This is a genomic window from Streptomyces sp. GB4-14, from assembly GCF_022696125.1.
GTDB lineage: Bacteria > Actinomycetota > Actinomycetes > Streptomycetales > Streptomycetaceae > Streptomyces > Streptomyces werraensis.
Map to the genome: position 1 here is coordinate 5,194,529 of NZ_RZHO01000002.1, position 17,362 is coordinate 5,211,890.

The following is a 17,362-nucleotide window of genomic DNA, read 5'->3' on the forward strand; positions in this document are numbered from 1 at the left end:
CCGGGCCGGCGCGTCAGAGCGCGAACGGCCCGATGCGGTGCAGGACTTCGGGGTCGTGCGGTCCGTCGGGGAAGTCCGAGGCGTCGAAGAGCACCTCGCGCTCCAGCAGGGCGCCGTGGCGCTCCGCGAACGCGGTGAACAGGCGCTCGGAGGCCGTGTTGCCGGGAGCGACGGTGGTCTCCACGGTGTCCACGCCGTGCTCCGCGGCGGTCCGGGCGGCCAGCGCGTCGAGCATGGCGGCGGCCAGACCTCGGCCGCGGTGCGCCTCGTCGACGGCGACCTGCCAGACCAGCAGGGTGCGCGGGCTGTCCGGGCGGAGGTAACCGGTGATGAAGCCGACCGGCTCCCCGCGCTCGTCGCGAGCGACGGCCGAGGTGGCGGCGAAGTCACGGCACCACAGCAGATAGCTGTACGACGAGTTCAGGTCGAGGACCTTCGAGTCCTTGGCTATCCGCCACAGCACGGCTCCGTCCGCCACGGTCGGGCGGTCGATTTGCAGGTCTGCTTGTGCGGCAGTCATGCGAATTGAACTTACCGAGGTAAATTCAAAATTGCATCGTCCTGCGGGGTTACGTACGAGCGTGTCATGTGTTATCGCGCGTGCGAGTGTGTCCGCGCGAGGAGTCGATGAAATGTTCCGGTTTGTGCGGAATGAAGTGGAACAAATCGGGCGGGATGTGGAACCGGTCACATCCGTGTAACTTCTGTGACCGCCCCCGGAAACGTCCGGTAGCCGCTTCTCGGATCAGGGTGTTTAGGGTCCGGAGGACCGGGCAGGAGAAGACGGGAAGCTGTTCCGCGGAGTAATAGGGAAATAAGCCGGAGAATGTCGCAGGAGTATGTGTGCGAGGGATTTCGATAATCCCCCCGAATTCATGCGCCGGTCACCCCCTCGATGCGCTCCCGCAGGAGCCCGGTGCGCAGCTTCCGCCCGCGGGTGATCTCCCGCCGCCACACGGCGAAGGCGTCGTCCGTCCCGCGATCGGGGTCGCGCGCCACCTCGGGGGTGCGGAGAACCGCGCGAACGGCCCGACTCGGCCCGCACCCGGCGACAGACGGCCCCCGGCGCCCCGGCGGCCCTCAGGGCATGTCACGCGGCTCGGCGCCACGAGGTGCCGCCTGCGCCCACCCGTACCGCCCCTGGGTCGCCGGGCTGCGCGGCGGCCCCGCCCCGCATCGGCGTCGGCGCCCGGAGACCCACGCTCAGGACCGCGGGGCCCCGGCCCGTTCACACCCAGGCCCGCTCCGCCGCCGCCAACGCCGCAGGCAGGTCGACGGACAGCCCCGCGTCCGTCAGGGCCGTCGCCACAGCCGTCAGGCACGCGCGCACCGTGCCCCGGGTGGCGTCGCGCCCGTAGTGGTTGACCCGGATCATCTCGCGCGCCAGGGCGCCACCACCCGCCGCGAGGGGAAGCTCGGGGTCGGCGGCCAGGGCGCGCGCGACCAGCTCCGACGCGGTCGTACCGGCCGGCGCCCGCAGCGTCGTGGCGACCGGCGCCGCGTCCGCCGCGTCGTGCACGTACGGCGCGATCCCCCCGCCGAGCGCCGACGCGCCCGCCCGGGTCGCGGCGGCCGCCGAGGCGTGCCGCGCCATCACCGTCTCCAGGCCCTCCGCCTCGATCCGCTCCACGCACGCCTCCAGCGCGAGCATCTCCAGCTGTGCCGGGGCGTGCAGCAGCGTCCTGCGGCCGCCGTCGATCCACCGCTCCTTCCAGTCGAGGAGGGACAGGTAGGAACGGCGCGGCGCGTTCGGGTTGGCCGCCATGCGGGCCCAGGCACGCTCGCTCACCGACACCGCCGACACCCCGGCCGGCCCGCCCATCGCCTTCTGCGCCCCGACGACGCACAGGTCGACGCCCCAGGCGTCGGGCAACACCGGTTCCGCGCCCACCGAGGCGACCGCGTCCAGATAGAACAGCGCCCCGTGCTCCCGCACCACCTCGCCGATCGCGGCGACCGGATTGGTGTTGCCGGTGGCGGCCTCGGCGTGCACCAGCGACACGAAGTCGATCTCCGGGTGCTCGGCGAACGCGTCCCGCACCTGCTCGGCGGTCACCGCCGTGTGGAACGGCACCGCCAGGTCGACGACGGTGGCGCCGCAGTCACGCAGCCAGTCGCCGAAGGTCTGCCCGTAGGGGCCGGTGATGACGTTCAGCGCGGTCGTCCCGGGCCCGGCCGTCGCACGGATCGCGCCCTCCAGCGGCAGCAGCGCCTCGCCCTGGGTGATCACCACGTCCTGCCGGGTGCCCAGCAGCCGTGCCACCCGGTCCTCGATCGAGGCGAAGCGCGCGGCGCTCAGCGGGGGCAGGTCCAGGAGGAGGTTCGTCACGGTGGTGCTCTTTCGCTCAGGGACGCTGTACGCGCCTGCGAGCCTAACCCTTCCTCGCGGACCGGCCGGGAGGGGCCGCCCCGGAGCGACCGCCGCGCAGGATGTCCGCAGGGCCGCTTTGATCTTGGCCGCCGGAACACTAGCGTGACGTCCCTGCTCCAGGACACCCCTCTCGAGGAAGCGCTCACGTGCGAAGACGAATACGACGCGCCGGCTCACTCGCCGTACCCGCCCTGCTGGGCCTCTCCCTGCTGGCCCCCACCACCGCCCAGGCCGCGGACGTGACGTCCGGCGACTACAAGGCGGTGTTCAACTACACCAAGCCGGGCAGCAGCACGCTCGACCACTCGATCCTCAACGACCTCGCCGGTCTGATCGACCGGGCGGCGCCGGGCTCCACCGTCTACATGGGGATGTACTGGTTCGGGCTCGCCGAGCTGAAGACCAAGATGCTCGAGGCGCAGGACCGAGGGGTCACCCTCCGCATGGTCTCGGAGAAGCGCAACGAGCCCAGCAGCACGCCCTTCACCGCCGCCGAGCTGAAGAACGGCTCCACATGGACGTGGTGCACCAACAGCTGCCTCGGCAACGGCCCCGACGACGTCAACGCCATCAACCACGACAAGTACTTCGTCTTCACCGCCCTGGACGACGGACGCAGGAACGTGGTCTGGCAGAGCTCGCAGAACATCGCCCTCTCCCAGTCCGGCGAGCTCAACAACGCGCTGATCGTGTCGAACAATGCGCAGCTCGCCGCGCGCTACATCGCGCACTTCCAGGACCAGGTCAGGCACGCCGGCGACAGCCTGCACACCACGTACGACCACACGACGAGCGACCCGTCCGCCCCGGTGGAGGCGTTCTTCTTCCCGCGCGACACGTCGTCCGACGCCTCGCACTACGGCAACGCCGACATCGTCGCCTCCTTCATCGACGACGTCGACTGCGCCCGCAACGGCCGCATCCGCATCTCCTCGGCCGAACTCGACGAGCGCAGCTCGCGGCCCGCGATCTACACCGCCCTGGCGGCCAAGAAGGCGGCCGGCTGCGCCATCGAGATCAACGGCCGGGACCTGAGCGACCCCAACGGCGACGGCGACAACGCCGGCGTCAACGAGCTCACCGGCCTCGACATCCCCGTGTACGCCAACCGCCCCGGCGGCTGCCGCTACTCGACCATCACCTGCAACCGCGGCACCACCCACTCCAAGTACCTGCTCACCGAGTGGCAGAAGGCCGACGGCACCCAGGTCCGGCACGTCTTCACCGGCTCGCACAACTGGACCAAGGGCGCGCTCCAGCGCAACGACGAGACGCTGCTGCGGATCGACGACCCGGGGATCTACCAGGCGTACGTCGACAACTTCAACGCGGTGCGCCAGGGCACGTACGACATCGACTCCACCGTCTACGGCTCCACCGCCCAGCACTACTCGCGGGTCAACACCAAGGGCGACGGGGACCAGCACTACAGCGCGGTCGCCTCCGGCGGCACCGCCTCCACCACCTGGACCGCGGTGGTCTACGAGGAGGGCGACCGCCACGACTCCTCGGACACCGAGCTCGGCACCGACGTGTACATCCGCATGTACAAGGACGGCGTGCCGCTGTGGAGCGAGAAGAAGCTCAGCACCAGCGGCACCGGCGCCACCTGGTCGCACCAGAAGCCCGACGTGGGCGTCGACGCGAACGGCAACGCGATCGTCGTGTGGACCGCCGACGAGGACGGCAACGAGTACGGTGACATCGCCGTGCGCAAGGTCGCCCCGGACGGAACCGTGAGCAGCCTGCCGCGTCCGCACGCCTCGGGCGACGGCGACCAGCTCCGCCCGGCCGTCGCCGTCGCCCCGGACGGTTCCTACGCGGTGGCGTGGGAGTCCACGGCCGACGGATCCACGCTCAACCAGGTGTACGCGGCCTCCTGGTCCGGGACCGGCGCCCTGCGCTACCAGGACGTGCAGGTCAGCACCATCAACTCCGGCGCCGCCGGCTCCAACCGCCGCCCGGACGTCGCCGTCGACGACGCCGGCCGGGCGACGGTCGTGTGGGAGGAGGACGCCGACGGCAACGGCGGGCTCAACATCGGCCTGGCCACGCTGAACACCTCGGGCGGCTTCGCGGTCGCCCGCAAGGTCGCCAACACGCTCACCGACGGACAGCAGACCCGGCCCGCGGTCGCGGTGACCGGCGACGGACGGATCGTGGCCGCGTGGGCGGACGAGTACACCGCCGGCAGCGGCACGGTGGTCCGCGAGCAGCGGGTGCACCACCGCACCTTCTCGGCCGCCGGCGCCCCCGGCGGCGCCGAGGTGCGCACCACGCCGGACTCGTCCCAGGTGCCGGCCGGCCGTCCGATCGGCACCCAGGCCGACCCGGACGTCACCGTCTCCGACGCCGGTGACTTCGTGGTGGCGTGGAAGGAGGCCTTCGTCGACGGTCTGGACGACGTGTGGGCCCGCGGCTTCGGCTTCGACGGCAGCACCACCGGGCGTCTCCCGGCGCTGCGGATGAACGTCGTCTCGGGCGGCGGACAGGGCGGCCCCGCGGTCACCCTGGCGCCGAACGGCCGGCTGTCCCTGACGTACTCCGACGACTCCGACGGGAACGGGTTCAACGAGATGCGGCTGCGGGACGCGTTCGCCAACAAGTAGGCGCACGGGCTCCGCGCACCCCGCCGTCCGACGGCCCGGACCGCTTCCCGCGGTCCGGGCCGTCGGCGCGCGGGCGGAAGATCGGAGGCCGGACGGCGTAATCCTCCTCCGATTGATGTGAGGTGCTCAAACGTTTCCTTATAATCGGAACTTCTCGTTCGCTCACAGGAGGCCTCTCGTGAACACGCACCTCGGCCGCAGGACCCGCGTCCTGGTTGCCACCACCGCGACGGCCGGGATGGTGCTCCTCGCCGCCTGCACGTCCACCGACGACGGAGGCGGCGGGTCCACGACCGCCGGCGGGGTCGAGCTCGTCAAGGCGGGACAGCTCACCACCTGCACCCACCTGCCCTACCCGCCGTTCCAGTCGGAGATCGACGGCAAGGTGCAGGGCTTCGACGTCGCCCTGATCGACCTGGTCGCCGACGACCTCGGCGTGAAGCAGCAGATCCTCGACACGCCGTTCGAGAACTTCAAGACCGGCGCCTTCCTCAACTCCGGCGAGTGCGACCTCGCCGCGGCCGGCATGACCATCACCGAGGAGCGGAAGAAGAACGTCGACTTCTCCGACCCGTACTTCAACGCCACCCAGGCCGTCCTCGTCGCCAAGGACAGCGGCGTCGCCTCCCTCGCCGACGTGAAGGCGAAGAACGTCAAGCTGGGCGCCCAGGCGCAGACCACCGGCGAGGACTACGTCAAGGGCGAGGGCTTCGACCCGGTCTCCTTCGAGTCCTCCGACGCCGTCCTCAACGGCCTGCGCACCGGCCAGGTCAAGGCCGTCGTCATCGACTACCCGGTCGTCCAGGGCTGGCTGAAGGACAAGGCCAACGCGGACGCCTTCACCGTCGCCGAGCAGATCGACACCGGCGAGCAGTACGGCTTCACCGTGAAGAAGGGCAACAAGGCCCTCCAGGAGGCCGTGAACAAGGCGCTCGCCGACGCCAAGGCCGACGGCACGTACAAGAAGCTGTACGAGCAGTGGATCGGCCCGTACGACGAGTCCGCCGCCTCGCCGGCCGCCTCCTGACCTCATGGCCGACACGGAGACGACGCCGCTCCAGCCCAAGCGGAAGGGCCTGACCCGGCGGCAGAAGCGCACCATCTCGCGCGGCATCCAGTACGCCGTGTTCGTCGCGGCCGTGATCGCCTTCGGCGTCACGGCCGACTGGGGACGGCTGCAGAACCAGTTCGCGCAGGTCGACATCGCCGAGCGGATGTTCCCCGAGGTCATCACGCTCGCGCTGAAGAACACCGTCCTCTACACGGTGACCGGCTTCGGCGTCGGCCTGGCGCTCGGCATGGTCATCGCCCTCATGCGGCTGTCTTCCGTCGGACCCTACCGCTGGCTGGCCGGCGTCTACATCGAGATCTTCCGCGGCCTGCCCGCCCTGCTGATCTTCATCTTCATCGGCGTCGCCGTCCCGCTCGCCTTCCCCGGCACGGAGATCATCGGCGGGACGTACGGCAAGGTCGCCCTCGCGCTCGGTCTGGTGGCCGCCGCCTACATGGCGGAGACCATCCGGGCCGGCATCCAGGCCGTCCCCAAGGGACAGATGGAGGCGGCCCGCTCGCTCGGCTTCTCGCCGGGCCGCGCCATGGTGTCGATCATCATCCCGCAGGCGTTCCGGATCATCCTGCCGCCGCTCACCAACGAGCTGGTCCTGCTGTTCAAGGACTCCTCGCTGGTGCTGTTCCTCGGCGTCACCCTGGAGGAGCGCGAGCTGTCCAAGTACGGCCGCGACCTGGCCAGCCAGACCGCCAACTCCACGCCCATCCTGGTGGCCGGACTGTGCTACCTGCTGATCACCATCCCGCTCGGCTTCGTCGTGCGCCGCATGGAGGCCAAGGCCCAGGAGGCCGTCAAATGAGCCGCCCCGAGATCCGCGTCAGCCAACTGCACAAGTCGTTCGGCGACAACCACGTGCTGCGCGGCATCGACCTGGAGATCGGCCAGGGCGAGGTCGTCTGCGTCATCGGCCCGTCCGGCTCCGGCAAGTCCACGCTCCTGCGCTGCGTGAACCTCCTGGAGGAGCCCAGCAAGGGGCAGGTCTTCGTCGGCGGCACCGAGCTGACCGACCCGGACGTCGACATCGACGCCGTACGCCGCCGCATCGGCATGGTGTTCCAGCAGTTCAACCTGTTCCCGCACCTGACCGTCACCGAGAACCTCACGCTGCCCCAGCGCCGCGTGCTGCGGCGCGGCAAGGCGGAGGCCGCGAAGGTCGCCGCACAGAACCTGGACAGGGTCGGCCTCGCCGAGAAGGCGGACGCCTACCCGTCCTCCCTCTCCGGCGGCCAGCAGCAGCGCGTCGCCATCGCCCGGGCGCTCGCCATGGGCCCCGAGGTGATGCTGTTCGACGAGCCCACCTCGGCGCTCGACCCCGAACTGGTCGGCGACGTCCTCGCGGTGATGCGGATGCTCGCCGACGAGGGCATGACGATGATGGTCGTCACCCACGAGATGACCTTCGCCCGCGAGGTCGCCGACCGGGTCGTCTTCATGGACGGCGGCGTGATCGTCGAGGACGGCGCACCCGAGCGGGTCATCGGCGCGCCGCAGCATGAACGCACCCGCCACTTCCTCTCCCGGCTCCTCGACCCGGCCATGGCGCAGGTCGAGGAGGAGACGTCGGACCAGGTGGGGAAGTCCTGCTGACGCGCAACTAGGGTGCGGTGCATGAGTGAACGCGCGGTGCTGCACGTGAAGGGGCGGATCCTCGTCGGCCCTGACGAGGTCCGCGACGAGCTGTGGGTGGTCGACGGCCGTATCTCCTACGACCGTCCCGCCGGCGCCCGTGACGTCCGGACCGTCGACGGCTGGGTGCTGCCCGGGCTCGTCGACGCCCACTGCCACGTGGGTCTCGACCGGCACGGGGCCGTCCCCGAGGACGTCGCGGAGAAGCAGGCGCTCACCGACCGGGACGCCGGCGCGCTGCTGCTGCGCGACGCCGGCTCGCCCTCGGACACCCGCTGGATCGACGACCGCGAGGACCTCCCGAAGATCATCAGGGCCGGGCGGCACATCGCGCGTACCCGCCGCTACATCCGTAACTACGCCTGGGAGGTCGAGCCCGACGACCTCGTCGCGTACGTCGCCCAGGAGGCCCGGCGCGGCGACGGCTGGGTGAAACTGGTCGGCGACTGGATCGACCGCGACCTGGGCGACCTGTCGGCCTGCTGGCCGCGCGGCGCGGTCGAGGCGGCCATCGCCGAGGCGCACCGGCTGGGCGCCCGCGTCACCGCCCACTGCTTCGCCGAGGACTCCCTGCGCGACCTCGTCGAGGCCGGCATCGACTGCGTCGAGCACGCCACCGGGCTCACCGACGAGACCATCCCGCTGTTCGCCGAGCGGGGCGTCGCCATCGTCCCCACCCTGGTCAACATCGCCACCTTCCCCGCGCTCGCCGACGGCGGCGAGGGCAAGTTCCCCCGCTGGTCCGCGCACATGCGGCGGCTGCACGAACGCCGCTACGACACCGTCCGCTCCGCGTACGACGCCGGCATCCCCGTCTTCGTCGGCACCGACGCCGGCGGCACCCTTCCGCACGGGCTCGCCGCCGAGGAGGTGGCCGAACTGGCCAAGGCCGGACTCCCGCCCGTCGAGGCCCTCGCCGCCGGCACCTGGAAGGCCAGGGCGTGGCTCGGCCGCCCGGGTCTGGAGGAGGGCGCCCCGGCCGACCTGGTGGTCTACGACGCCGACCCGCGCGCGGACCTGAAGGTGCTCACCGCTCCGCGCCGGGTGGTGCTCGACGGGCGCGTCGTCGCGTAGGACGCGCCCGACGGTGGGGCCCCTGAGGGTGACGGCGGGGAACAGTCGTGCCCTGGAAATCGAAAATGCTCTCCGGTCTTCCCCGAAGGAGTGAAGAGTCGCCGGATCGCTGACGGGGCGGCGCGGGCGTGGACATCCTTTCCGGGTCCCAGCAAAGTCTCATGGGGGTCCCACCACCTTGTACACCAACAACTTCCGTGCGCCTGTTCGCCGTTGGCCGGCAGTCGCGCTGGCCTGCGCGCTCACCGCGGGACCCGTCGCCCTCGCCGGCGCGGCGCCCGTGTACGCCACCGAGGGCCATGGACACGCCGGCGCCTCCGTGCTGCGCACCGACCTCGACGTGTCCCTGCTCAACAAGTCGGTGCAGGTCCCGCTCACCGTTTCCCTCAACGAGGTCGAGGCGCCGCAGAGCGCGCGGAGGACGGCCCTCACCGCCACCCTCGACGGGGTCGACCGCGGCAAGCCGTTCAGCGTGCTGCGCGCCGAGGTGGCCGACGCGGTCGCGACCGTCGAGGGGGACAGGGCGGAGGCGTCCACCACCCTCGCCGACGCCCGCCTGCACGTCCCCGGACTGCCGCTGCTGTCGCTCGTCGAGATCGAGGCGGTCGGCTCCAGGGCGGTCTGCGAGGCGGGCACGACCCCGCACGCCTCCGTCACCCTGCCCGCCGCGGTCACCGTCCTCGGCAAGCGGGTCTCGCTGAGCGCGGGCGGCCCGACGCACGTCGACGTGCCGGGAGTGGGGTCGGTCCGTCTCGACCTGTCCACGACCGCGACGACGTCGTCCACGGCCGCGGCCACCGCGCTGAAGCTGGAGGTGTCGGTCGACCCGGCGAAGCTGAACGTGGCCGAGGTGGAGGGACACCTCACGCTGGCGGAGTCGCGGTGCGAGACGCCGGCGCCGGCCGAGGAGGAGCCGGAGGCGGCCGCCCCCGACGCCCCCGAGAAGGCGGAGCCCGCCGTCGGACCCCAGGGCGCCCGCGCCGGACAGGCGGCCCCCGCGGAGACCGGCCTCGCCGAGACGGGCGGGGATTCGGCCACGCCGTACGTGGCGGCGGGGGCGGTCGTGCTGCTCGCGGCCGGCGGGGGAGCGGTGCTGCTGTCGCGGCGGGGACGGCGGAACTGACCTGAGCGGCCGGGGCGCGGGGGGACGCCCCCGCACCCCGCGCCCGCAGAGGCACGGCGCGTCCCCGTGACGAAGCCGAGCCGCGCCGCAAGGGTGCCGCCTGCGCCCACCCGTGCCGCCCCAGCGGCACGACTGCCCGCAGGCCGGGTGGGCTGGCCGCTGCGCCCCTTCAGGGGCGCGGGGATCTGCGCGATCAGCCCGGGACGGGCCGCGGGCGGGGGACGAGCGGTCTCGGCAGACGGGTTGCCGTCAGGGGCGCGGGTCCGGTCGAGGCGGGCCGCAGAGGTGCCGCCCGGTGGCACGGGAGGGGCGCCCCTTAGGGGCGCGGGGAACTGCGCGACCGGCCGCGGACTTCCCGCCCCCGGCGCAGCGGCGGGCAACCGCTCGGTGGTCAGGCGCCCAGCGCCCGTCCCAGCGCCCGCAGGAACCCCTCCGTGGTCTCCCTGTCCCGTACCGCCAGGCGGAGCCACTCCTCGTCCAGGCCGGGGAACGTGTCCCCGCGGCGGGTCGCATAGCCGAGGAAGCGCAGACGTTCCCGTACGCCCGCCGCGTCCGGGACGCGCACCAGGACGAAGGGGGCCTCCGCCGGTTCCACCACCCGCAGGCCGTGGGACGTGAAGTCCCGCAAGCCCGCGATCAAGTACGCGCGGTTCGCCGCGATCGCCCGCGCCGCCTCCTCCGCCTCCGCGAGCGCCGCAGGCGACACACATGCCTCCGCCGCCGCCAGTGCCGGCGTCGACACCGGCCACAGCGGCTGCGCCCGTTCCAGCTCGGCGACGGTCTCCGGGGCCGCGAGGACGTACCCGATGCGCAGGCCGGCCAGGCCCCACGTCTTGGTCAGGCTGCGCAGCACGACCAGGCCCGGGACGTCCGTTCGTCCGGCCAGGGCCTCCCGTTCGCCCGGGACCGCGTCCATGAACGCCTCGTCGACCACCAGCGTCCGCCCCGGGCGGGCCAGCCGGGCCAGCGTCCGAGCCGGGTGCAGCACCGACGTCGGGTTGGTGGGGTTGCCGATCACCACCAGGTCCGCGTCCTGCGGGACCGCCGCCGGGTCGAGGCGGAAGCCGTCGGACTCCCGCAGCAGCACCCGGTCCACCGTGTGCCCCGCGTCCCGCAGTGCCGCCTCCGGCTCCGTGAACTGCGGATGCACCACCGCCGGCCGCGAGACCTTCAGCGCCCGCGCCAGCAGCACGAACGCCTCCGCCGCGCCCGCCGTCAGCAGCACCCGCTCCACCCCGAGCCCGTGCCGCGCCGCCACCGCGGCCCGCGCGGCCCGTCCGTCCGGGTAGGCGGCGAGCCCGGCCAGCGACGCCGCCATGCGGTCCCGCAGCCACGCCGGGGGCGTGTCCGCGCGGACGTTGACCGCGAGGTCGACGAGCGTGGAACCGTCGTCGCGGACCTCGGCGTCGCCGTGATGGCGCAGGTCGTGGCCGGTCCCCGGGTCAGTGGGCATGGCTGTGGGAGTGCGTGTGACCATGCCCGTGATGGTGGTGCCCGTCGTCGTCCGGGTGGAAATGCGGCTGCTGCGGCAGCCCCACCTTGTCCTCGAAGCCGGGCAGCGCGATCCGGTAGACGCAGGAGTCGCAGTTCATCCGCAGATCGCCCTTCACCGCCTCCTCGTACCGCTCGAGAACGAGGTCCAGCAGCTCCGGCTCCGGGCCGATGACGTCCGCCGACCGCACCTCCGCGTCCGGGTGGGCCGCCGCCCACTCCTCGGTCTGCGTCCGCACCCGGTCCGGCAGGATCCCGGTGAACAGGAAGTACGGCAGGACGACGATCCGCCGCGCCCCCAGCCGGGCGCACCGGTCGAGCCCGCTCGGCACGTCCGGCTTCGCCAGCGACACGAACGCCGTCTCCACGCCCGCGTACCCGCGTCCCTCCCACAGCAGCCGGGCCGCCTTGAACACCTCCGCGTTGGCGTCCGGGTCCGTCGACCCGCGCCCCACCAGCAGCACCGTCACCTCGGCGGGGTCCCAGGACGGGTCCACCGCCTCCGCGAGCCGCCGCTCCAGCACCCGCAGCAGCGCGGGGTGCGGGCCCAGCGGACGGCCGTACGTGTACGAGACACCGGGGTGGCGTTCCTTCTCGCGGGCCAGCGCGGCCGGGATGTCGCCCTTGGCGTGCCCGGCGGACACCAGCATCAGCGGCACGGCCGCGAACCGCCGCACCCCCCGCCCCACCAGCTCGGCGACGGCCTCGCCCAGCGGCGGCGGGGACAGTTCGATGAAGCCGCCCGCGACGGGCAGGCCGGGCCGGCGGCGGCCCAGTTCCCGCACGAAGGCGCGGAACGCCTCCGCTCCGGCGTCGTCCCGGGTGCCGTGGCCGGCGATGAGCAGGGCGGGCGGGGTGGTCACAGGGTCTCCTCGGTCGAAGCGGGGTGGTACAGCAGGGCGTTGAGCGCGGCGGCGGCGACCGCCGACCCGCCCTTCTCGGACACGTTGCTCACGGCGGGCAGTCCGCTCTCCCGCAGCGCCGCCTTGGACTCGGCGGCGCCGACGAACCCGACGGGCAGGCCGATCACCAGCGCGGGGGAGGCGTCCAGGGTCAGCAGCTCCTCCAGCGCGGTGGGCGCGCACCCGATCACCCACACGGCGCCGGGCCCGACCTCCTCGTAGGCGAGCCGCACGGCGTGCGCGGACCGGGTGAGCCCCGGCCCGGACCGCGCCTCGCGCAGCCGGCACACGGTCTCGCGGCGGGTGATCCCGGCCGCGACCATCTCCACGTCCGCGACGACGGGCGCGCCCGCGTGCAGCGCGGCGTGCGCACGCTCCAGTTCGGCCTCGTCCATGACGAGGTCGGCGGCGTACTCCAGGTCGGCGGAGGAGTGCACGACCCGCTCCACGACCGCCCGGGTCAGCGGCGGGAGGTGCGACGTGTCGAGGCGGGCCCGCAGCCGCCGGAAGGACTCCTGCTCGATGGGGTGGATCACGCGGTTCACCGGGTCTCCTCCTGCCAGCGGTAGCCGCGCGGGGTGACCATGCGCCCCGCGATCTGCCGGGTCGCCGTGTTGCCCACGGTCACGACCGTCATCATGTCGACCGTCGCCGGGTCCAGCGCGGCCAGCGTGGTCAGCCGCACCGACTCGTCCGCGCGGGACGCGTTCCGCACGACACCGACGGGTGTGGCGGGCGTCCGGTGCCCGGCGAGCACGGCGAGCGCCTTCGGGAGCTGCCAGTCGCGGCCCCGGCTGCGCGGGTTGTAGAACGTCACCACCAGGTCCGCCTCGGCCGCCGCCCGCACCCGCCGCTCGATGACCTCCCACGGCGTGTGCAGGTCGGACAGGCTGATGGACACGTGGTCGTGGCCCAGCGGCGCCCCGAGCAGCGCACCCGCCGCGAGCGCCGCCGTCACCCCCGGCACGCCGACCACGTCGATGTCGTCGGACGCCTCCGCGAGCGCCGGCGACGCCATCGCGTACACGCCCGCGTCGCCGCTGCCGATCAGCGCGACCGCCTGCCCGCGCCGGGCCGCCGCGACCGCCGTACGCGCCCGCTCCTCCTCCGCGCCGAGCCCCGACTCCAGCACGCGGGTGCCGGGCCGCAGCAGGTCGCGGATCTGGTCGACGTACTGGTCGAGGCCCACCAGCACCGACGCGCGCCGCAGCTCGTCCCGCGCCCGCGGGGTGAGCAGGTCCCGCGCGCCGGGCCCGAGCCCGACCACCGCGAGCCGCCCCCGGCCCGGACGGCGTGCGACCGCGCAGGTCGCCATGGCGGGTGAGCCCGCCGACTTCCGCTTGGGCACGAGGAGTTCACCGCCGCCGACGAGCGCGGCGGCCTCCGCGACGGACGGGGTGCCCACGGCGGCGAGCGGCGCGTCCGACGGGTTCGGCACCACGACGCGCGCCAGCTCCTCCGCCGCGTGCGTCACCAGCGGCACGCCGAGCCTCCGGGCGGCCTCCACGAGCCCCGGCTCCCCGGCCTTGGCGTCGACGGTGGCCAGTTCGGCCACGGACGCCGCCGACAGCCCCGCCTCCCGCAGCGCGTCCTCGACGAGCCCGAGCACCTCCTCGACGGGGGCGCCCTTCGACGCGCCCACCCCGACGACGAGCGTCGGAGGCCGCAACACCGCCTCCCCACCGGCCGGTTCGACCAGCCGGTCGGTCACCCGGACCGTGTACGCGCCCTCGGCGGAGACCGGCAGCGGCGGCAGCGGCCAGGCCACCTCGGCGCGCAGCGCCACCGGCTCCCCGTCCAGCAGCGCCCGCGACACGGCCGCCACATCGCCCTCCACCGGAAGGCCCAGCGTGTCCAGACCCGGCAGCCCCACCGCGTCCGTCGCGGTCGTCACCACCGGCTCCGCGCCCAGCACCTCGCCCACCTCACGGGCGAGCTCGTTCGCGCCGCCGCCGTGCCCGCCGAGCAGCGACACCGCGAACCGCCCGGCCTCGTCGACGCACACCACGCCCGGGTCGTCCGCCTTGCCGTTCAGCAGCGGCGCCACCAGCCGCACCACGGCCCCGGTGGCGAGGAAACACACCAGCCGGTCGCACTCGGCGAACGCGGTCCGCACCGCGTCCGCCACCGGACCGCCGTAGACGCGCGTGCGGTCCGGCCAGGCGGCGGCCAGCCGGTCCCGCGCCGCCGCTCCCGCCGCCGTGGCGGAGATGAGGCCGATCACTCGCAGACTCCTTCACTGTGCGCCGGGGGCCGTACGCCCCACAGCAGGAAAACCGGATTGGTGGCCGCCAGCCGGGTCACGTCCCCGGGCAGCGGCGCCAGCCGCGACGACTGCAGCAGCACGCCGTCGCAGACCAGGCCCGCGCCGGTCAGCGCCGCCCGCGCGGCCGGTACCCGGTCCAGCGCGGCCATCGCCACGACGACCGTCCGCCGCGCCCGGCGCGCGCACGCGCCGACGACCGCCGGCAGCTCCCGGCCCCCGCCGCCGACGAACACGGCGTCCGGATCGTCGCCCAGCGCGTCCAGCGCCCCCGGCGCCTCCCCGTGCACCACCCGCACGCCGACACCGTGCGCGGCGGCGTTGGCGCGCACCCGCTCCACACCGTCCGCGTCCCGCTCCACGGCCACGGCGGCCGCGCCGAGCCGCGCGCACTCCACGGCCACCGACCCCGACCCCGCGCCGACGTCCCACACCAGGTCGCCGGGGCGCGGCCCCAGCCGGGCCAGCGCCAGCGCCCGCACCTCGAACTTGGTGATCATCGAGTCCCGGTGTGCGAACTCCGCCTCCGGCAGCGCCCATCCGGCCGGACGCTCCCCGAGCCCCGCGACCGTACGCACCGGTCCCAGCGCCCGCGTCTCCTCCAGGCACAGCACCACGCTCACCGCGGAACCCCAGTCCCGGCCGGCGGCGTCCTCGGGCGTCACCCGCTCCACCGACTCCCCGGCCGCCCCGAGCGCCGACGCGACGACCAGCACCCGCCGCTCACCGCGCAGCGCCACCCCCAGCTCGGCCGGACCGGCGCCCGGCCCGGTCAGCACGGCGACCTTCGGATGCGCCCGGCACACGTTCACCGCCGTCCGCGGATCCCGCCCGTGCGCGCTGACCACCACGGCGTCGTCCCACGGCAGCCCGGCCCGCGCGAACGCGGCGGCGACCGAGGAGACCCCCGGCCGCACGTCGAGCTTCTCCGGCCCGAACCGCTCGGCCAGCGCCCGCACGATCCCGAAGAACCCGGGATCGCCCGACGCCAGCATCACCACCGGCCGCTCCTCGGCCACATACTTCGCGACGGTGTCGAGCGCGGGCGCCAACGGCCCCAGCACGACCCGCTCGGCCCCCTCCGGCACCGTCACGGCGTCCAGATGCCGCCGCCCGCCGACGACGAGCGCGGCCTTCCCGATCTCCGGGACGCCGACCGGTGCGCCCGTCCCCGTCCCCACCACGGTGATCATGTGCTCGCCCCCCGCTCCCGCAGCTCCCTGCGCGCCCGAGGGTCGGCCTTCCGGAAGCCGTGGAAGTGACCCGGGTGGTACAGGTGCGAGCGGGTGCCGTGCGCGTCGAGGGCGGGACCGACCAGGAACAGCGTGTGCTTCCACAGCTTGTGCTCCTTGACGGTCTCCTCCAGCGTGCCGATCGTGCACCGCACCACCAGCTCCTCCGGCCAGGTCGCCTGGTACGCCACCACGACCGGCGTGGACGTCGGATAGCCGCCCTCCAGCAGCTCCCGCACCAGCTGTCCGCTGCGCGCCGCCGACAGGAACACCGCCATCGTGGTGCCGTGCCGCGCGAACTCCCGGACCTCCTCACCGGGCGGCATCGGCGTCTTCCCGCCGCCCAGCCGGGTGAGGATCACCGACTGCGCCACCTCGGGGATCGTCAGCTCCCGCCCCGCGAGCGCCGCCACCGCCGAGAAGGACGACACACCCGGCACGATCTCCGTGGCGATGCCCAGCTCCACGCACCGGTCGAACTGCTCCTGGGTGCCGCCCCACAGCGCCGGGTCACCCGAGTGGATCCGCGCGACCTTCAGCCCCTCGTCACGGGCCCGCGCGTAGACGGCCACCACGTCCTCCAGCGACATCGCCGCCGAATCGAGGATCTCCGCGTCCCGGCGCGCGTGCTCCAGGACCTCCGCCTGGACCAGGCTGGCGGCCCAGATCACCACGTCCGCCTCGGCGATGGCCCGCGCGCCGCGGAACGTCAGCAGATCGGCGGCGCCGGGACCGGCCCCGACGAAGGTCACCTTGCCGGTGGGGGCGTCGGCCATGGATACAGGTCCTTTTCTGAATGCGATCGGAAGTCGAAGGGGGCTGAGCGGCTGTCACGCGTGCGCGGGCGACCGCTGATCGGATACGAAGAGCACATGGCGGTCCTCGTCGCGCTGGGCGCGTTCCTGATGACGCTGGCCGGCGGCTGGTCGGCACACCGTGTGACGGACCGCCGCCACCTGGTGCTGGGTTTGGCCGGCGGACTGATGCTCGGCGTGGTCGGCCTGGAACTCCTCCCGGAGTCCCTGGAAGCCGCCGGCGCCGAGGTGCACGGCGTCCCGGCCGCCCTGCTGCTCTTCGTGGGCGGGTTCCTGCTGGCCCACCTGGTGGAACGGCTGCTCGCCCACCGGCAGGCCGCGCACGGCGCGGCCGAGAACCACGGCCGCACCCCCGAGGTGGGCCTCACGGCCGCCGCGGCGATGGTCGGGCACAGTGCGATGGACGGCGTGGCGATCGGCGTCGCCTTCCAGGTCGGCGGCGGCATGGGCGCCGCCGTCGCGGTCGCGGTGATCGCCCACGACTTCGCGGACGGCTTCAACACGTACACACTCGCCCACGCCTACGGCAACGCCCGCCGCCGCGCCCTCGCCATGCTGTGGGCGGACGCGGTGGCGCCGGTCGCGGGCGCCGCCTCCACCCTGTTCTTCACGATCCCGGAGCCGCTGCTCGGCGGCTACCTCGGCCTGTTCGGCGGCGCGCTGCTCTACCTCGCGGCGGCCGAGATCCTGCCCGAGGCCCACCACGCCCACCCGGCCCGCTCCACGCTGGTGTGCACGGTCGCCGGGGTGCTGTTCATCTGGCTGGTCGTGGGCGCCGCCCACTGAC

At 73.6% G+C, this 17,362-nt stretch carries 16 protein-coding genes; 7 read left to right on the forward strand and 9 right to left on the reverse strand.

Annotated features, from left to right (window positions below; all coding sequences use genetic code 11):
* Positions 1-13 precede the first annotated feature (13 nt).
* The 3 genes from ectA to ELQ39_RS24945 form a co-directional block, all read right to left on the reverse strand.
* Positions 14-520 carry a diaminobutyrate acetyltransferase gene (ectA, locus tag ELQ39_RS24940; protein ID WP_190005103.1) on the reverse strand — a complete coding sequence of 169 codons (507 nt, stop codon included), beginning with the start codon at positions 518-520 and terminating at the stop codon, positions 14-16.
* A 353-nt stretch (positions 521-873) separates the two neighbouring features.
* Positions 874-999, reverse strand: a complete 126-nt coding sequence (locus tag ELQ39_RS32445) for a hypothetical protein (RefSeq protein WP_277994727.1) — start codon at positions 997-999, stop codon at positions 874-876.
* A gap of 229 nt (positions 1,000-1,228) precedes the next feature.
* Positions 1,229-2,329: a pyridoxal-phosphate-dependent aminotransferase family protein gene (locus ELQ39_RS24945; protein ID WP_242594054.1), complete on the reverse strand. Its 1,101-nt coding sequence runs from the start codon at positions 2,327-2,329 to the stop codon at positions 1,229-1,231.
* Between the two features lie 188 nt (positions 2,330-2,517).
* Here ELQ39_RS24945 and ELQ39_RS24950 point away from each other — a divergent pair, with 188 nt between their 5' ends.
* From ELQ39_RS24950 to ELQ39_RS24975, 6 genes are all read left to right on the forward strand, one after another.
* Positions 2,518-4,980 (forward strand): phospholipase D-like domain-containing protein, encoded by a 2,463-nt coding sequence (locus tag ELQ39_RS24950; RefSeq protein ID WP_242594056.1) that lies wholly within the window; start codon positions 2,518-2,520, stop codon positions 4,978-4,980.
* 178 nt (positions 4,981-5,158) lie between these two features.
* Positions 5,159-6,007: a transporter substrate-binding domain-containing protein gene (locus ELQ39_RS24955; protein ID WP_190005100.1), complete on the forward strand. Its 849-nt coding sequence runs from the start codon at positions 5,159-5,161 to the stop codon at positions 6,005-6,007.
* Positions 6,008-6,011: 4 nt separating this feature from the next.
* Positions 6,012-6,848: an amino acid ABC transporter permease gene (locus ELQ39_RS24960; protein WP_242594058.1), complete on the forward strand. Its 837-nt coding sequence runs from the start codon at positions 6,012-6,014 to the stop codon at positions 6,846-6,848.
* Positions 6,845-7,636 (forward strand): amino acid ABC transporter ATP-binding protein, encoded by a 792-nt coding sequence (locus ELQ39_RS24965; protein WP_242594060.1) that lies wholly within the window; start codon positions 6,845-6,847, stop codon positions 7,634-7,636. The genes ELQ39_RS24960 and ELQ39_RS24965 overlap by 4 nt, the downstream gene beginning before the upstream one ends.
* 21 nt (positions 7,637-7,657) lie before the next feature.
* Positions 7,658-8,749: an amidohydrolase family protein gene (locus tag ELQ39_RS24970; protein WP_225643037.1), complete on the forward strand. Its 1,092-nt coding sequence runs from the start codon at positions 7,658-7,660 to the stop codon at positions 8,747-8,749.
* A gap of 178 nt (positions 8,750-8,927) precedes the next feature.
* Positions 8,928-9,872 (forward strand): SCO1860 family LAETG-anchored protein, encoded by a 945-nt coding sequence (locus ELQ39_RS24975; protein WP_242594063.1) that lies wholly within the window; start codon positions 8,928-8,930, stop codon positions 9,870-9,872.
* A gap of 391 nt (positions 9,873-10,263) precedes the next feature.
* Here ELQ39_RS24975 and cobC read toward each other — a convergent pair whose 3' ends face one another.
* From cobC to cobM, 6 genes are read right to left on the reverse strand one after another with little or no spacing between them, the layout of a single operon-like run.
* Entirely contained in the window at positions 10,264-11,325 is a 1,062-nt protein-coding gene (gene cobC, locus ELQ39_RS24980; RefSeq protein WP_242594066.1) for an Rv2231c family pyridoxal phosphate-dependent protein CobC, read from the reverse strand.
* Positions 11,315-12,226 carry a sirohydrochlorin chelatase gene (locus tag ELQ39_RS24985; protein ID WP_242594068.1) on the reverse strand — a complete coding sequence of 304 codons (912 nt, stop codon included), beginning with the start codon at positions 12,224-12,226 and terminating at the stop codon, positions 11,315-11,317. The genes cobC and ELQ39_RS24985 overlap by 11 nt, the downstream gene beginning before the upstream one ends.
* Complete coding sequence (locus tag ELQ39_RS24990) at positions 12,223-12,810, reverse strand: precorrin-8X methylmutase (RefSeq protein ID WP_225643043.1); 588 nt, start codon at positions 12,808-12,810, stop codon at positions 12,223-12,225. Before ELQ39_RS24990 ends, ELQ39_RS24985 begins: the two co-directional genes overlap by 4 nt.
* Positions 12,807-14,489, reverse strand: coding sequence for a precorrin-3B C(17)-methyltransferase (gene cobJ, locus ELQ39_RS24995; protein WP_242594070.1), 1,683 nt, complete (start codon positions 14,487-14,489; stop codon positions 12,807-12,809). Before cobJ ends, ELQ39_RS24990 begins: the two co-directional genes overlap by 4 nt.
* Positions 14,486-15,721 (reverse strand): precorrin-6y C5,15-methyltransferase (decarboxylating) subunit CbiE, encoded by a 1,236-nt coding sequence (gene cbiE, locus ELQ39_RS25000; RefSeq protein ID WP_242594072.1) that lies wholly within the window; start codon positions 15,719-15,721, stop codon positions 14,486-14,488. Before cbiE ends, cobJ begins: the two co-directional genes overlap by 4 nt.
* Complete coding sequence (gene cobM, locus ELQ39_RS25005; RefSeq protein WP_190005090.1) at positions 15,718-16,536, reverse strand: precorrin-4 C(11)-methyltransferase; 819 nt, start codon at positions 16,534-16,536, stop codon at positions 15,718-15,720. The genes cbiE and cobM overlap by 4 nt, the downstream gene beginning before the upstream one ends.
* 96 nt (positions 16,537-16,632) lie before the next feature.
* On the opposite strand from cobM, the gene ELQ39_RS25010 reads away from it, so the two are divergent.
* The gene (locus tag ELQ39_RS25010) at positions 16,633-17,361 is read left to right on the forward strand and encodes a permease (RefSeq protein ID WP_242594074.1); all 729 of its coding nucleotides are present in this window, start codon (positions 16,633-16,635) and stop codon (positions 17,359-17,361) included.
* Position 17,362 lies beyond the last annotated feature (1 nt).

What these genes read in the sequence shown, in the direction of transcription:
- ELQ39_RS25010 (WP_242594074.1), top strand. Translation starts at nt 16,633, where the DNA reads ATGGCGGTCCTCGTCGCGCTGGGCGCGTTCCTGATGACGCTGGCCGGC.
- cbiE (WP_242594072.1), bottom strand. Translation starts at nt 15,721, where the DNA reads ATGATCACCGTGGTGGGGACGGGGACGGGCGCACCGGTCGGCGTCCCG.
- ELQ39_RS24970 (WP_225643037.1), top strand. Translation starts at nt 7,658, where the DNA reads ATGAGTGAACGCGCGGTGCTGCACGTGAAGGGGCGGATCCTCGTCGGC.
- cobM (WP_190005090.1), bottom strand. Translation starts at nt 16,536, where the DNA reads ATGGCCGACGCCCCCACCGGCAAGGTGACCTTCGTCGGGGCCGGTCCC.
- ectA (WP_190005103.1), bottom strand. Translation starts at nt 520, where the DNA reads ATGACTGCCGCACAAGCAGACCTGCAAATCGACCGCCCGACCGTGGCG.
- ELQ39_RS24965 (WP_242594060.1), top strand. Translation starts at nt 6,845, where the DNA reads ATGAGCCGCCCCGAGATCCGCGTCAGCCAACTGCACAAGTCGTTCGGC.
- cobC (WP_242594066.1), bottom strand. Translation starts at nt 11,325, where the DNA reads ATGCCCACTGACCCGGGGACCGGCCACGACCTGCGCCATCACGGCGAC.
- ELQ39_RS24960 (WP_242594058.1), top strand. Translation starts at nt 6,012, where the DNA reads ATGGCCGACACGGAGACGACGCCGCTCCAGCCCAAGCGGAAGGGCCTG.